Origin of the sequence: Marinimicrobium koreense, from assembly GCF_003762925.1 — a bacterium.
Lineage (GTDB): Bacteria > Pseudomonadota > Gammaproteobacteria > Pseudomonadales > Cellvibrionaceae > Marinimicrobium > Marinimicrobium koreense.
In genome coordinates, this window is sequence record NZ_RJUK01000001.1 from 1,925,144 (window position 1) to 1,940,871 (window position 15,728).

At 58.2% G+C, this 15,728-nt stretch carries 11 protein-coding genes and 2 pseudogenes; 5 read left to right on the forward strand and 8 right to left on the reverse strand.

The annotated features are described in order from the left end of the window. Positions 1–403 precede the first annotated feature (403 nt). Positions 404–1,378: a glycoside hydrolase family 5 protein gene (locus EDC38_RS08415; RefSeq protein WP_123638116.1), complete on the forward strand. Its 975-nt coding sequence runs from the start codon at positions 404–406 to the stop codon at positions 1,376–1,378. Between the two features lie 60 nt (positions 1,379–1,438). Here the strand turns inward: EDC38_RS08415 and EDC38_RS08420 are convergent, their stop codons facing one another. The 3 genes and pseudogenes from EDC38_RS08420 to EDC38_RS16680 form a co-directional block, all read right to left on the reverse strand. Then, the gene (locus EDC38_RS08420) at positions 1,439–1,990 is read right to left on the reverse strand and encodes a hypothetical protein (RefSeq protein WP_123638117.1); all 552 of its coding nucleotides are present in this window, start codon (positions 1,988–1,990) and stop codon (positions 1,439–1,441) included. A 278-nt stretch (positions 1,991–2,268) separates the two neighbouring features. Then, positions 2,269–3,594: pseudogene (locus EDC38_RS08425) on the reverse strand (endo-1,4-beta-xylanase); the annotation flags it as partial. A gap of 21 nt (positions 3,595–3,615) precedes the next feature. Continuing rightward, positions 3,616–3,966 (reverse strand): annotated as a pseudogene (locus tag EDC38_RS16680) (cellulose binding domain-containing protein); the annotation flags it as partial. A gap of 475 nt (positions 3,967–4,441) precedes the next feature. Between EDC38_RS16680 and EDC38_RS08430 the strand changes: the two are divergent. The 3 genes from EDC38_RS08430 (at position 4,442) to EDC38_RS08440 (ending at position 10,051) form a co-directional block, all read left to right on the forward strand. Next, positions 4,442–7,342 (forward strand): TonB-dependent receptor, encoded by a 2,901-nt coding sequence (locus EDC38_RS08430; RefSeq protein WP_123638119.1) that lies wholly within the window; start codon positions 4,442–4,444, stop codon positions 7,340–7,342. Positions 7,343–7,507: 165 nt separating this feature from the next. Next, positions 7,508–8,341, forward strand: a complete 834-nt coding sequence (locus tag EDC38_RS08435) for a 3-keto-disaccharide hydrolase (protein ID WP_123638120.1) — start codon at positions 7,508–7,510, stop codon at positions 8,339–8,341. Between the two features lie 150 nt (positions 8,342–8,491). After that, positions 8,492–10,051 carry a cation:proton antiporter family protein gene (locus tag EDC38_RS08440; protein WP_123638121.1) on the forward strand — a complete coding sequence of 520 codons (1,560 nt, stop codon included), beginning with the start codon at positions 8,492–8,494 and terminating at the stop codon, positions 10,049–10,051. Here the strand turns inward: EDC38_RS08440 and EDC38_RS08445 are convergent, their stop codons facing one another. Together EDC38_RS08445 and EDC38_RS08450 are read right to left on the reverse strand one after the other, a co-directional pair. Further along, positions 10,052–10,759, reverse strand: coding sequence for a glutamine amidotransferase-related protein (locus EDC38_RS08445; RefSeq protein WP_170162880.1), 708 nt, complete (start codon positions 10,757–10,759; stop codon positions 10,052–10,054). 22 nt (positions 10,760–10,781) lie between these two features. Further along, a complete protein-coding gene (locus EDC38_RS08450) occupies positions 10,782–11,741 on the reverse strand; it encodes an HPP family protein (RefSeq protein WP_246004366.1) in 960 nt (319 codons plus the stop codon). A 106-nt stretch (positions 11,742–11,847) separates the two neighbouring features. Between EDC38_RS08450 and trhA the strand changes: the two genes are divergently transcribed. Further along, positions 11,848–12,507 (forward strand): PAQR family membrane homeostasis protein TrhA, encoded by a 660-nt coding sequence (trhA, locus tag EDC38_RS08455; protein WP_123638124.1) that lies wholly within the window; start codon positions 11,848–11,850, stop codon positions 12,505–12,507. Between the two features lie 28 nt (positions 12,508–12,535). Here trhA and EDC38_RS08460 read toward each other — a convergent pair whose 3' ends face one another. From EDC38_RS08460 to EDC38_RS08470, 3 genes are all read right to left on the reverse strand, one after another. Beyond that, complete coding sequence (locus EDC38_RS08460; protein WP_123638125.1) at positions 12,536–12,850, reverse strand: hypothetical protein; 315 nt, start codon at positions 12,848–12,850, stop codon at positions 12,536–12,538. Next, the gene (locus tag EDC38_RS08465; protein ID WP_024461068.1) at positions 12,850–13,239 is read right to left on the reverse strand and encodes a PH domain-containing protein; all 390 of its coding nucleotides are present in this window, start codon (positions 13,237–13,239) and stop codon (positions 12,850–12,852) included. The genes EDC38_RS08460 and EDC38_RS08465 overlap by 1 nt, the downstream gene beginning before the upstream one ends. A 98-nt stretch (positions 13,240–13,337) precedes the next feature. After that, on the reverse strand, positions 13,338–15,677 hold the full coding sequence (locus tag EDC38_RS08470; protein ID WP_123638126.1) for a hypothetical protein: 2,340 nt from the start codon (positions 15,675–15,677) through the stop codon (positions 13,338–13,340). Positions 15,678–15,728 lie beyond the last annotated feature (51 nt).

The window sequence follows — 15,728 nt, forward strand, 5'->3', positions numbered from 1 at the left end:
GACTTATGGATTTTGCGACTCTTCAGCATTCTGTCCGCCGAGACTGCCAGCCGCCATCGAAGAGTTTGTTGCGAAACGCAACCGGACCAGAAACGTCCGCTTTTACTCATTCGTCAAAGGCTTACTCTGAACGACAACAGGCAGATCATTTGCAGGGGGGGAATCGGCTGGAACGTCTTTCGATCTTGTGACTTGGTGCACAAAGCCGAGCGTAGGCGCCCTTCCCAAGCGCACCCATCTCACACCAACAGCCCAAAGGGCCGGCCCTTGGCTTTTTATGAGGAGTGCGATAATCTCGGTTTTCATATAAAACAACCTTGTTCACTTATGATAAATGAGCGCAATACTAATGACGCTCTGCCCCATAGCTTTCTAACAATAAAAGTGCCGAAGGAGATTCCCGATGCTGAACCTCAAGCCCGTACTGGCAGCCTTGCTGCTTTCCCTATTTTCGCTGAGCGCTTTAGCGGATGTCGCCCCTCTCACCACAAAAGGCAATCAGGTGCTGATCGGCGGCTCCACCGGCAGCATCGCCGGGCCCAGCCTGTTCTGGAGTAACGACGGCTGGGGCGGGGACAAGTTCTATACCGCGGGCGCGGTTAAGACGGTGGCTGAAGACTGGAACGCCGAGCTGGTTCGCGCCGCCATGGGCATAGAAACCCCCGGTGGTTATCTGGAGTCACCTGAGAGTAACCTGACCAAGATTCGCACAGTGGTGGACGCGGCCATTGCCAATGACCTCTACGTCGTCATCGACTGGCACAGCCACCACGCCGAAGATCACCCGGACAGCGCGGTGGCTTTCTTCACGCAAATGGCCGAGGAATACGGCGAGCATCCGAACGTCATTTACGAAATCTACAACGAGCCGCTGGATGTCTCCTGGACCGATACCCTCAAGCCCTATGCGGTGCAAGTCATTGAAGCCATCCGCGCTATCGACCCGGACAACCTGATTGTGGTGGGCACGCCCAACTGGTCACAGGATGTGGACGTCGCGGCCGAAAGCCCCATTACCGGTTTTCAGAACCTCGCCTATGCCCTGCACTTCTACGCGGGTACCCACACCGATTCTCTGCGGGACAAAGCCCGCGACGCCCTTGATAAAGGGTTGCCCCTGTTCGCGACAGAGTGGGGCACCGTAAATGCCAACGGCGATGGTGATGTTGCGACAGCGCAAACCGAAATCTGGATGGACTTCTTCAAGGAACACAATATCAGTCACGCCAACTGGGCACTGAACGACAAAGAGGAAGGTGCATCCGCGCTGGTCGTCGGCGCCAGCCCCGAGGGCAACTGGTCCGAGAAGGACTACACCGCCTCTGGCCGGTATGCTCGGGACATTATTCGCCAATGGGAGGCACGCGAACCTCAATAAACAACAAAGTTACGGTCTTTTTCCGGTCACTTCGGAAGTCAGCCAGAGGCTACAGCTCGGTCACAGCAACGGCACCAACCACTCAACAATGTCGCTGCTCAGATCCTTCAGGCATCTTTGGGTGGCCGAACAGACGGTGTAGGCGGTCCCCATGTCCAGCACGTTGCTGCTGGGTGTGAAATCCCTGAGCGAGGCAAAGCCGCAGCTGTGGCTGGCCGTAACCACGCTGTTGGGCGCGGTGGCGTGAATCAGCGCCGTAGTGACCTTTACCGCGGGCAGCTTGGAGTTGGATTTCATGCCAAAGGTGAATTCCTCGCTGCCCAACGTCAGGCCCTCGATGTCGATTGCCAACACGGGGACATCGCCAGTTTTAATTTTATCGGCGGTGCTGACGGCCTGCATGACCAGGCCCTGCTTCTCGGCCCGTTCAAGAATACTGCTTACCAGACTTTGCTCGATCTCACAGGGCAGCTCATCCTGGGCGTAGTTATAGCCCTCGATATTAAACCCCAGGTTTTCGTTCAGGTAAATCTGGGCCGGACGCTCATCGGCCGACACGGCCGCCGACATGGCACCCAAACACACCAGTGCCAAGAGACTTAAAGGTTTCATGGTCAATCTCCTCAAATTGGGATCATCAGCGCCGGCCTGTGTCCTGCCCGCCACATCTTCACTATAGCGCTTTAGGGCAAATTTTCCGCAGTATCAATCTAGTGACTCAAAAACCACGGTTTTAGATTCTCCGGGCTGATCTATTGTCAAAGGCCTAGCGGTGTAGCGCAAGAGGTTTAGGCGCATCAGTACTGGCGCGCGCGAGATACAATAATCGGGGGACGGGAAATCGAATATAACGGGGAGAAAACTGGAAGTCCTTTTCCAGTTTATTGCGTTTAGCGGTTCAGGTACTCCATCAACCACTGCATGGCCGGGCGCTGTTGACCACTACTGGTCATCAGGCCGGTGCCTTCACGCCAGGTGGCACCCACGATATAACCCCACAGGGTAATACCAACCACATTGGGATGGTTGTAGAAGATCGGGAAGTGCGTCTGCATGTACTCGAGCTGCAACTGGTCGTTGGACTCCTGAATGTCGTACTCGGAGATATACAGCGGCAGACCCAACTCAGAAATCTGATCCAGCTTGGCTTCAATCTCCGGACCGGTCCAGACGCGCGGGTTGTACAGACCGTGGGCTTGCAGACCCAGCGCATCCACATAACCGGAGTTCACGGCTGGGCGGATCATATCGATGATCGCGTCGGTGTCCCAGGTCATGAAGTTGAAGTCGTTATAGATCAGAACCGCGTTCGGGCAGTGCTCACGGGCAAGGCGGAACGATTCAGTGATCCAGTCACTGCCAAAGGCGCTCTCGGCGTAGTTGGCCGGTGCGTGCGAGGGCAGCGCTTCGTTCACCACGTCGATCATTTCGGTATCGGGGTAGCGGTCACAGTAGTCGCTGATCCACTCTTCGATTTCCGCGCGTTGTTCCGCCGGGCTCAGGCTATCGATCCAGCCGGGACGCTGACTGCCCCACACCAGTACGTGAGCTTTGACCGGAATGCCATTGGCGCGAGCAAAGTCATAGATGGCATCGAGCGGACCCCAGTTGTACTGATCACGCGTCCCTTCGACCGAGCCCCACTTGCCTTCGTTTTCCGGGGTGATCTGATCCCAGTACTGCATGAAGTCGGAGCGGACCTGGCCGCTGGTGGTGATGTTGCCCACGTGGAAGGGCGGGAAGTCCGGGTTGCCCGGATTCGGGTTGCTGCTGGAGCTGGAGGAGCTGCTGGAGCTGGAAGACGAACTGCTGCCATCAAACGGGTTGCCGAAGCCGATGGAACCGCTGCAGTGGAGCATTTCCGAATAGGAACCCGCACCGCACTCTCCGTCCCAGGCGCCGGTGTTGTCCTGTTGATCTTCCGCCTGGTAGGTGACGCCGTTGACGATCACATAGTCCACCTGCACGTCACGATCACCTTCATCATTGGTAAAGGCCACGCGAAGCTCTCCGGTGGCGTTGGTGCTCACGGTGTAATCCAGCATGCCGACACTCAACGTCCAGGTTTCGATCGTCTGGCCACCAATTTCGAGGCTGACGCTTTCGTCGCCGGTCACGCCACTCATGCGCACGGTCACGCTGTTGTCACCGCCGGCATCGGAGCTGCTGGAACTGCTTGAACTACTGGAGCTGTCGGAGCTGGAGCTGCTGCTCGATCCATCGCCCCCTGCCACATCAAGGGAGGCCAACTCCGCAATGCTGCCACCGTTGGCGCAGAAGCCGAAGCCGGTGCTGTTACCCGCTTGAATGGTGGCGTTATGAGCAGCGGGAGTCACTGAGGTTCCGCTCAGGTTGCCGTTCCAGAGGTTGTTGATGCTACTGCCATTAAGATCCAGGCCGACGGTCCAGTCCGTGATGGCACTACCGCCATTATTGTCGATGGTGACGCTGGCACAGTAGCCAGAGCCCCACTGGTTATCGACATTCAAGGTGGCCTCAGCGGAGCCGGAAGTTATGGCCTGCGCCGCCTGGGCGGATACAAATAACGCCGCCCCCAACATCAGTTTTCTGTGTAGTAAGTGGGTCATTTTCGAACTCCTGTTTCAAGTCATTATTGGCATGTGGAGTGTTGCAAATGAATGCAAGAAAACGCCTGCTCACCGACGGAGGTTCGACTCAATAACAACTTAAGTGAATAGCGCTGATTGTTGATTATTAGAACGGGTTATCAAGCGCTATTGGGTACCGCCGATCCGTAGGCGTCTTCTGGAGTTAACTACCGCACCTACATATTGTCAAATTGAACTTAAGGGGTTGGCGCCTGATCCTTTTATTGTTTCTCCGGTTTGTGCCACGCATCACGAAATCTGCCAATTTCCCCGTTCGCACTGCCCAATAAGTCACAGTCAAGGCTATTGACATACTTGTATACATGTCTTACTTTAAGACTTAGAGATCGGATGACTATAAGTTGACCGGTCTTACTTCGCCCTCCCACTTCTCGGGCGAAATGAATAATGCGCCAATTTTCATAACGATAAGCCAGCTTGGAGATTGTTCATCATGAAAACCCCAACCTTCCGCCTCAGCAAACTGGGTTTGCTGGGCCTTGCCATCGGTGCCGCCAGTTTTGCTCAGGCTCAGGAGGCCAATGAAGAGGCCGCCCCGGCCACCACCGGCCTTGAAGAGGTGGTCGTCACGGGCTACCGCGGATCACTGCTCAACTCGACCAACGCCAAACGGGACTCCAACGGATTCTCGGATGTGATTTTCGCCGATGATATCGGCAACATGCCCAGCCAGAACCTGGCCGAGTCCCTGGCCCGAATTCCCGGCGTTAAGATCAACCGTGAAGTGACCGGTGAAGGCCAGCAGATTTCTGTGCGGGGTCTGGGACCGAGCTTTACCAAAATTGCCCTCAACGGCAATGCCATGGCGGTGGCCTCTACCGGCAGCCTGACCTCCGGTAACCGCAACCGCGAAGTGGACCTGGACCTGTTCCCCACCGAGCTGTTCAGCAGCCTGGCGGTATCCAAAACCGCAACGGCCGGCCAGCTCGAAGGCGGGGTATCCGGTTATGTGAACATGCGCACGGCGCGCCCTTCCGACTTTGATGGCCAGCATTTCAGTTACTCCCTGGAAGGGGCCTATAGCGAGCTGAGCGAGGATGTCAGCCCCAAGTATTCGTTCATGTATAGCAACTCCAACGAACAGTTTGGCGTGCTGTTTGGTCTGGCCGGTGAGCAGAAAAGCTCCCGGGTGGACGGCTATGAAGCGGTTGCGCTCTACACCGACGGCTGTGTGGCCGAGTGGAGTAACCCCGAGCGCACCAACTCGGCCTGTGTCGAAGGCAGCGAAGGCTTCAACCACTTTTTCTGGAGCCCTGAAGCCACACCGGACTACGCGGCGGCCAAAGACGGCGTGGCAGTGGGTGACCCGGTCGATCCGGTAGCCACCTCTGGTCTGGACGCCGAGACACTGGACACCGCCCTGCTGCCCTATCTCGGCCGTCCGATGACCGCCGTGGGCGACCGCGACCGGATGACCGGCTTGCTCTCGCTGGAGTTCCGTCCCAATGACGATATGGAGTTCGTCCTGGACACCATGTATGCCCAGGCCGATCGTGACTTCACCCGTACCGAAGCCATGCTGTGGGGACGGCGCAACTACCTGCATCAAGGGGCGGCCATCATCCCCGAAGATGTCACGGTTGAGAACGGTTATGTCACCGACGCAACCTTTTACAACGCCCACATCTGGGTAGGCTCGCATCAGTACACCGAAGACCTGAACTTTGTCAGTTTCATGCCCAGCATGGCCTGGCAGATCAGCGATGACTTCAAGGCCGACATCTCGGCGAGCTATACCAAGTCAGAATTCGATCGCGATGAGCCTTATGTGCTGTATATGTCCCCCGGTGCGACCATGCAGTACACCGTGTCCGGCACTCTGCCCTCGTTCAACTTCAGTCTCGACCCGGCCAGCCCCGATATTGGCTGGACTTGGCAACAGGAGTTTGACCAGAATGAAGACGGTGTCATTCAGGACAATGAGAAGTTCGGCGACCGGTTCCGTATCCAGCGCAACCGCCGGGTAACCGAAACCAACGGTTTCCATGCGGACTTCGCCTGGGGCGAAAATGCCGACGTCAGCGGCATCAAGTTCGGCCTGGCCTGGGATGAGAATTCCAGCAACATGGACGCCTGGGGCGGCACGCAGGAGTTTCAGGAAAATTTTGTGGACGGCTCCGATGCCGACCTGAATTTCTCTGACTACCTCGGCCCATCACTGGTTGACGACCTGGGCAGCAACATCAGTGGCTATAACGGGTACTCCGGTATCGCCCAGGTGGACTGGGCGCGCATCAAGGAGGCCACCAACTATGACGACTTCGAGCCGATCAAAACCAGTGGCGACCAGTTTGGCCAGACCGTCGGTAACATCAGTGAAGAAATGCTGGGCCTGTATGTGGAAGGCAACGTTGAGCAGCAGGTGAATGATCGGCCGCTGCGCATCAACGCCGGTATTCGCTGGGTGGATACCGAACAGACGGTGAGCACCGACCAGAGCGAAACCAAGGCGGATTACAGCAAAGTGTTGCCCTCCTTCAGTATGGTGTACGACCTGCGGGACGATATCAAAGTGCGCATGAGCGGTTCGCGCAGCCTGACCCGTGCCAACCCGGCGGACATGTTCCCCAACTCAGCCTGGGGCAGCTCCGGTATCGAATCGGTGCGTGCCGGCAACCCCTTCCTGACACCGTTCGAAGCCACCAACTTCGACATTGGCGGTGAATGGTATTTTGAAAATACCGGCTATGTCGGTTTCACTCACTTCATCAAGGAAGTGACCGGGTTCACCCGCTCCGACACCCTGACCGTGGACTGGCTGGACCTGCCCAACTACGGCATGGACATCAACAACATCGGCGAGGACCGGGAGCAGGCACTGGCCGAGTGTGGCGGCCCGACCGTGTGTACGACTCAGGTGAGTACCCGCAGTAATGTGGATGGCTATACCACGCTATCTGGCTATGAAGCCATCTGGGTAATGCCGCTCGACTTTATTGTGGAAGGCCTGGGCTTTGACACCAGTGCCACCCACATTAACCAGAGCGCCAGTGACGAGGATGCCATTGTGACCGGCATTTCCGACTGGACCTACAACTTCACCGCCTTCTACGAAACCGACCGTCTGCAGGCTCGTATGACCTACTACCATCAGGATGGATCGGTGTCCGGGTACACCAATGGGTTCGAGCTCAAGTCCATGGACCGCTCCCAGGTGGACTTCTCCGGCAGCTATCGCCTACCGGTGCTTGAAGAGCAGAACCTGACCATCACCTTCGATGCCTACAACATCACCGACGAACCGGTCGGCACCTGGCATCAATACGAAGGCATTACCTTTGACGCCTTCTACCCCGGCGCCACCTATACCTTTGGTATTCGCGGCTCCTTTTAGCGCGGTGCGATGCTGAGACCTCCTGCCCAGGGATGGGAACACAACACTTTGGTCGGTGAATTCGTTCACTGGCCTTTTTTATATAAGAACTTTGTTTTTACATAATAAATTTGGCATCATTCCCACCCGGTACGATAAATCATAAACAAACGAGGCACCCCTCCAATGCGTTGGACCCAACCTTTGCTCTATATCGGATTGGCCACTGTGGTCATGACCGGCTGTAACAGCCAGCCCAACACCCCCAACCACTCCGACCGGGAAGAATGGATCGACCTGTTCAACGGCCAGGATCTGGACGACTGGATCATCAAGATTGCCGGCTCTCCTCCGGGCGAAAACACCCTGAACACCTTCCGCCTGGAGGACGGCAAGATCGTGGTCAGTTATGACCAGTACGATGAACTGAACGGTCGCTGGGGCCACATTTTTTACAAGGAGCCCTTCTCCCACTACCGCATCGAGGTGGAATACCGCTTTGTGGGCGAACAGGTCGCCGGTGCGCCAGAGTGGGCCATTCGCAACAACGGCATCATGTATCACGCCCAATCCCCGTATGAAATGGCAATCGACCAGGGCTACCCCGCCTGCATGGAGGTGCAACTGCTCGGTGGCAACGGCACCGATGAGCGCCACACCTCCAATCTGGTAACGCCGGGTACTCATGCGGTTTATGAGGGCGAGCTGCGCGAGGATCACATCATCGAGTCGACCAGCAAGACCTATCACGGCGATCAGTGGGTCACCGCTGAAGTGGAAGTGCACGGCAATGACCTGGCGATTCACCGGGTGGAAGGTGAAGAGGTCATCCGGTACAGCGGCATGCAACTGGATGACGGTACGCTACTGCACGAGGGCTATATCGCACTGCAGGCGGAAAGCGCCCCTATCGAATTCCGCTCGGTGCGCCTGCTCAACCTGAAGGGCTGCATGGACGACAGTGCCAGCAACTACAAGTCCTATTTTGTAGCAAACGACCCGGACGCCTGCACTTACTGATGATGCACCGGGGTGAGTGACCGGCCATCCCTCATTGACCATCTCGCTTGAGCCGCCGTCCGAGTCCGGGCGACGGCTTTTTTATTGGCGTTGGTCAGATATACTAGCCACCCGTATACTGGACCCCTTGTTTCACCATCGGAGCTTTTCATGCTGGAAGCCGTCTGGATCGCATTTGCCTTCACCCTGGGATTTCTGGTTCACCGGATGGGCCTGCCCAACCTGATCGGCTACCTGGCCGCCGGCTTTGCCATCAGTGCGGTCGCCCCGGCACTGAACCTCCCCGAAGAGAATGGTGAAATACTGGATCATATCGCCCACCTGGGTGTGCTGTTGCTGCTGTTTACAGTGGGCTTGAAGTTGCGCTTGCGCAACCTGGTGCGCCCGGAGGTGATCGGCGGCGGGCTGCTGCATTTTACCGTGTCCTGTCTGGTGCTCGCCCCGGCGTTTTATCTGTTTATGGATATCTCGCCCTACACCGCCGGCATGCTGGCGGTGGCGCTGGCCTTCTCCAGCACCGTGCTGGCGGCCAAGGTGCTCGACAGCAAGCGAGAGTTGCGCGCCTTTCACGGACGGGTGGCCATCGGCATTCTGATTGTGCAGGACCTGATCGCCCTGGTGGTCATGGCCTTTGCCAACGGTGAGACGCCCTCCTGGTGGGCGCTGCTGATTTTCGCTCTGCCGCTGTTGCGTCCGGTGTTCTATCGCCTGCTCGACATGAGTGGCCACGACGAGTTGCTGATGTTGCTGGGGTTGCTGTTGGCACTGGCCGTAGGTGGCCAGGGGTTCGAGTCTGTGGGACTCAGCTCCGAACTGGGAGCGCTGGCCTTTGGCGCCCTGCTGGCCAATCACCCGCGCGCGACCGAGCTGTCCAATTCGCTGTGGAGCGTCAAAGAGCTGTTTCTGGTGGGTTTCTTTCTGCAGATCGGCATGGAGGGGTTACCTGACGCCGACATGCTGATTTTTGCCGCCATCATGACGCTGGTGCTACCCCTCAAGGGGCTGCTGTTCTTCGTGTTGCTGCTGGCTTTCAAGCTCCGCGCCCGCAGTGCCTTTCTGACTGGTCTGAGCCTGAGTAACTACAGCGAGTTTGGCCTGATCGTCGCCAGTGTTGCGCTGCCGGAGTGGCTGGTGCCGATTGCCATTACCCTGGCGTTTTCCTTTGTGCTCTCCGCACCGCTCAACCACATCGCCCATCCGCTCTACGAGAAGCTGGCCAACCGCCTGCAGAAGCTGGAACGGGATAGCTGGCATCCGGACGAGCAGCCGATCTCCCTGGGTGATGCCGAGGTGGTGGTGATGGGTATGGGCCGCACCGGTGCCGCCGCCTACGAGCGCCTGCAGAAGCAGGGCTATAAATTGATTGCCCTGGACTCGGACCCCGGCAAGGTGGACAAACACCGTAAGGCGGGACGCAATATTCTGTTCGCCGACGCTGAGGATCAGGCCTTCTGGCAGGGGTTGGACATGACCCAGATCAAGGCGGTGGTCCTGAGCATGAGCGACTCGGAAGCGAAAATCATTTCCGCCAAAAAACTGCGCAGCAATGGCTTTGAGGGCTATATCGTGTCTCATAGCCTGTACGAGGATGAAGCCAACCGCATCGACGCCGCTGGCGCCAACCGGACTTACCTGACGATGAATGAGGCGGGCACCAGCCTGGCCGAGCACATCTGTCAGTACATGCAGACCGGCCGGGCCGAGCACTGATCAGGCGACGGCCTGCTCAAGGAACCGGCGCATCCACTGGCCAACACGCTCACCCTGGTGAGGAACCGAGTAGCTTTCAAGCACCCGGGCCAGGTGGTCTGGCGTCAGTTCCTGTTTGCGGTACTGCAACAGGGCCTGAGCGTAGTCCACGCTGAATTCCGGATGGCCCTGAATGGCCAGAACCCGACCGGGGATATGGAAGGCCGCATTCGGACAGAAGTCGTTACTGAGCAGACGTTCGGCGTCGGGCGGTAAGCGGGTCACCTGGTCGCGGTGGCTGATGATCAACGAAACCGATTCGGCATCATCCACAAACGGTGGCTTGGTCAGCAACGGATAGGTCATCACCCCCAGGCCCCAACCGGTGTCCGCGCGCCCGGCCTCTCCACCCAGCGCGTGCGCCAGCAGTTGATGGCCAAAACAGACACCCACCATCGGTTTACCCGCCTCGAACAGCGCCCGGACATACTCACGCAGTCGGCGAATCCAGGGCTCATCGGAAAAGGCATCGTACTGGCTGCCGGTGATCAGGTAGGCATCATACTGATCCATGTCCGACGGATAGTCGCCCTCAATGACCCTGAAAATGTCCATCTCCCAATCGAGCTGTTGACGCTCGAACAGCGCCTCAAACATTCGGCCGTAGCTGTGGTACTTAGGCTGCAACGCCTCTCTCAGAATATCCGCATCCAGAATGGCCAATCGCATGCACTGACTCCCGTCTTGTTGATCAACTGCCGCCCAGCTTAACCCACCTTCCGCCGGATTCCACCACTTCGAAGCGCGCCCACTGCCGGAATTCTTCCCGCTGACAAATGCCGGTCTCATAGGCGTTGGCGCCGGCGACGTTTTTATAGATCACCTGATCCCGGCGCTGTTCCGCGGCGTCCGCCGCATCAACGACTTGCCTCACACACCAGCGATTTCCCAACTCTCCGTTACTGTAGAAACGACCGGCATCAATTCGCTGCGGGTGCTCGACCTGCTGCTCGGCGTGTTCGCGTGCCAGCTGCGTCAGCTCCACCAGCTCTTCCGTTGTAATGTCGACGTAGGAATTCAGCTGCTCCATGGCGGCCGCCAGATCTTCCTGACTGAGGGTGATGGAGCCGACTTTGGGCGGCGCGTGTCTGGTATGGTCCAGGCGGCGACTCCAGTGGGCCGGATAGCGGCGCCACGCGAAAAAGCTGTTGAACACCACCGCCGTGGCCACCAGGGTGAGCGCATTCAGGGCCACCGGGGTGATCACATAGTGGTAACCCATGGAATGTACACTGGACCCACCGATGACCGCCACCAGAGCGGTGGCACCGCCCGGCGGATGAATGCAGCGCAGGTAATGCATGGCGGCCACCGCCAGTCCAACAGCCAGGGCCGGTGTCCAGAGCGTACCGGGGAACAACTTTTGGCAACTGACCCCGACTATTGCGGAGACCAGATGGCCGCCAATCACCGCCCAGGGTTGGGACAATGCCCCGTGCGGTACGGCAAACAGCAGTACCGCCGAAGCGCCCATGGAGGCGAGCATCAACAGGGCACCGACGTCGGCCAGATACCAGTGGGAGAAACCATAGACCGCCAGAATGCCCACGAAGGCACCCAGTGCCGATAGCAGCTTTTCGCTGTGACGGGTCCGGTTGCGCTCAATGCCAAGATAGGCAAGAATTTCTCGCCAGAGAGAGGAGATAGACACCAAACTGTCCTTATGCACCAAAAAAGTGCGCATAGTATCATTAGCCGGACCACCATGCGTCGGTTATGCTGGCGCTCAGCATAGGAATTCACGTCGGGAGCACTTGATGAACACAGCCACTCAGGCTCTGAAGGGCCGCTTGCAGACGGTGGGCGAAGAAGCCGCCAATACCATCAGCCACGGGATCGGCCTGATTGCCGCCATTATTGCCACACCGTTCATGGTGGCCCGGGCCATTCGCCTGGAGGACCCGGCTTTTGTGGTGGGCGTCAGCATCTTCTGCGCGACCATGATCGTGCTGTACCTGGCCTCCTCCGTGTACCACATGCTGCCGCAGGGACGGGCCAAACGGATTTGCAAGGACATCGATCACTCGGCCATTTACCTGCTGATTGCCGGCACTTACACCCCCTTTACACTGGGCGCCTTGAGCGGCCCCTGGGGTTGGACGCTGTTTGGCATCATCTGGGCGCTGGCGGCTTTTGGGGTGTTGATGAAGAGTCTGAGGAAGCTGCACCACCCGGTACTCTCGGTGGGGCTGTACCTGGTCATGGGCTGGATGGTGTTGGTAGCCATGCACCCGCTGACCCGCGAGGTACCGGCCGCCGGTATCGCCTGGTTAGTGGCGGGTGGCGCATCTTATACGCTGGGTGTGGTGTTCTATGTGATGGACTCGAAGGTCAAGTTCGCCCACTTTGTCTGGCACCTGTTCGTGCTGGGCGGCACCCTCTGCCACTTTGTCGCGGTGTTTGGTTATGCCCACTGAGGTGGGTCAAGCGACTTGAAACAGACGATCAAAAAATCCAGGCGATCATCAGCCAGAAAATCACAAAAAACAGGAAGAAGCCCAGCAGCATAAACTGCAACTCCCCCAACAGGCCGTCGCCGGAAGCCACGGCGAAGACCAGAAACAGCACGACGGTGACAAAGAAGGAGACAATGGCGGCGGTTTTCAGCCCCATGCCGGGTTCCAGATAGGACGCGGAGAATTCGGCCAGGGAGGGCAAAAGCAACATCGCCGCCACGCCCACCAACACCACCAGCGACACCAGGACAATGGCGATCTTGCGGGATTCGTTTTTATCCTTGCGATCTTCTTCCCCCACCATTACCGGGCGCCTCCGTTCTGGCGGGCCTTGATCAATTCACGCACCCGGTTGGGGTCAGGCATGCCCTTGGCTTCGATTTCCGGTTGGTCGCCGGCGGTAAAAATCTGGATGGTGCCAACACCAAAAATGCGATTGAAAAAGCTCTGATTGACCCGAACGGTGCGGATGCCTGAAATACTGAACTCGGCCCGGTTTTTACTGAGCAGCCCCTGTTCGTACAGGATGTCGTGTTCTTTCACCGTCAGCAGTGAGCCCTTGCACTGCAGGTACCACCAGAGCAGGATCAACAAGCCGACCCCGAAAACCGGAATCAGCAACAGGCTGACGATAAAACCGATGGGGTTGTTCTTGAACATGGCGGGGTGTTCGGAGTACAGGGGTTCGCTCATAGCCGGCTCCTTATTCTTGGGTCAATGAGCTTGATGATAGCACTCCCTTGCGCCCCCTGCAGCCGGGGTGGTTCACACCCCGGACGATTCACTGAACCTCAGCGTGCCTTGAGTGGCAGCTCCCGGTAGCGGTTCTTGCCGGAGCCACCGTCGGCGCCGCCGTCATAGACGTAGCCATAAGCCGCTAAAGCTTCATCCCGTTTGACCAGCGCACCGCGCACCCACTGCACCGATTCATCGTCGACCAACAACCGGGCTTCACTCCAGTCGCCCTCACCACGGTGTTCGGTGTGGTAGAGGTGGCCGGTATCCTCCTCAATAAACAGCACCTGGACACTGTTGCCATAGGCGATGACGTCGGCTCCGGTCTGATCGGCGTCAACGGCGTTCTGGACCACGGTGCGATCGCTCACCTGAACCGGGTCACTCCAGTTGCCCTCGGCGTCGAGCCGCCGCTCCCAGAGATAGCCGTCCGCCCGCCGATAAATCATCACGACCGTTTCGGACTCCGGCTGATACACCAGGGGCAGAATGGAGCCGATATCTTCACTATCGGTGCCGAGTCCCTCAGCAATGGTTTGCCGCTCGGTCAGTTCATCATTGGGTAGTAATTGACGGTAGAACGCCCTGCCGTCATCGCCGGTGTAAGCCAGGTGCACCACACCATGCTTGCCGAGCACCAGCGCCGGGCCTGACAGAGCCGGACCGATGTCGGCATCAATCACGGTTTCCTCGCTCCAGTCACCCTCGGGTGAGCGGGTGCGGGAGTGAATTTTATCGGGGCCACCGTATACCGCCACCACGCTACCATCGGAGCGCACCGCCATATCGGCCACCTGGGTAGGTGGCTCTTCGGGGGAGGCCAGTCGTTCGTCCCGAATGGCCCAGGTATCCGGTTGCTCGGGGTGATCTGAGGTGCGGAACACGTGATAGAACACATGATCGGAGGTCTGGTGCAGCATATGGATCCTGTCGTCCACCCGAACCGAGGCGAAGCCTTCCAGGTCGCCGGTTTTGGGTCGGTGTGCGCCATCCACTTCGTACCAGCTCTCTCCACCATTGGTGGACTTGACAGTCATCAGGGCATTCCAGGTTTCCGCCGGTTCCATCAGAAAGTAAAGATCGCCATTGCTCGCCTCCCAGGGGCCGATGCGCATGGGCGTTTCCACAAAGGTACCTCCCAGGTGACCATCGGCGACTTCAAGCGTTACCGAGGCCAGCGCCTCCGACGCCAGTGGCTCTCCCGTCTGATCCACCAGCCGATACTCGAAACGGTCACCGGACTCGTTGAGGGCGGCTTCGTCGGAAAAGCGGCGAATCACGATGGGAAATTCCCATTCACTGTGCCCGCCCTCAGGTGACCAGACCGGTGTACGATCCGCGAAGCTGACGCCGGCACCACCGGTGAACGGTAGCAGGGAGACGCTCAACAGATCCCGGGTTGGGGCACCGTGCCCGAACGATGCGCTGGCCATAATACTGGTGCGAGGCGAGCGAGGTTGGCCTTCCACTACCAAGGCCCGCACGTCCGCCCTACTTCCTTGCGGCACATACAGTCCGGCGACGGAAGGGGGAATGTCCCGTTTGAGGTTTTCCGTAAAGACCAGTGCCTCATCATGGTATTCCACGATCAGGTTCTGGCCCGCCAGGATCAGTTTCAGCTCAAACCACTGTCCGGGTTTGATGTCGAACGGGTGAGTGGCGAGTGTGGACTCCCTACCTTCACTGACGCGGACCACCTGCACGGCGTCACCGGCTTTTACGTCCACGCGCAAATAGTTTTCAGCATCCTCATAACCGAACACGACGCCTGCCTGGGCATCCACCTCTGGCAGGCGCAGATCAACCGCAAACTCCAGAGGCTCCCAATGGGTTTCATAGCGACCCAGGGCAAACAGGGCCTCATCGTCAGCCTGAAGCGTCAGATGTCCTTCATCGCCATTCGCCGTCCAGGACAGCGCCGAGGCGTCGCCGCTGATGAGGTGCCAGAGCTCGTCCATCGCGTCACTGGGCTGACGCTCGAAATCGAGTTCGTACACTTTGGCGGGCTGCGGGAAATTTTCGGCCCCCAGGGGCTCCCACTCGCCATTATTGCGGCGTACGTCAAGCCGGTAACGACGCGCGGTGTTATCCGCTTCGGTGGCTTCGACTTCAAAGCGAATCCGGAAGGGATCATCGGCGAACACGGTGGCCGGCTCGTTGGTGTCGCTGGCCCAACCACCATCGTCATTCAACGGCAAACCGAACTCCGAGCGCACTCGAAACGCGGTTTGCCGATCGATTTCCGTTTGGGCTACGGGTTGATTTTGTTTAGGTCCGGTATTGTTGCAACCCAGTAAAAGCAACGCGCTCAGCGCACCGGCCAACAGCGGGACTATGACGCGAGGCTGGCGCGCCACAGAGCCCATAGTCGGCGCAACATTCATGATGTGGTTCATGGTTTTCCTTAGGACGTACATTTGTTTATTTCGACATGGATTCAGGCTGAC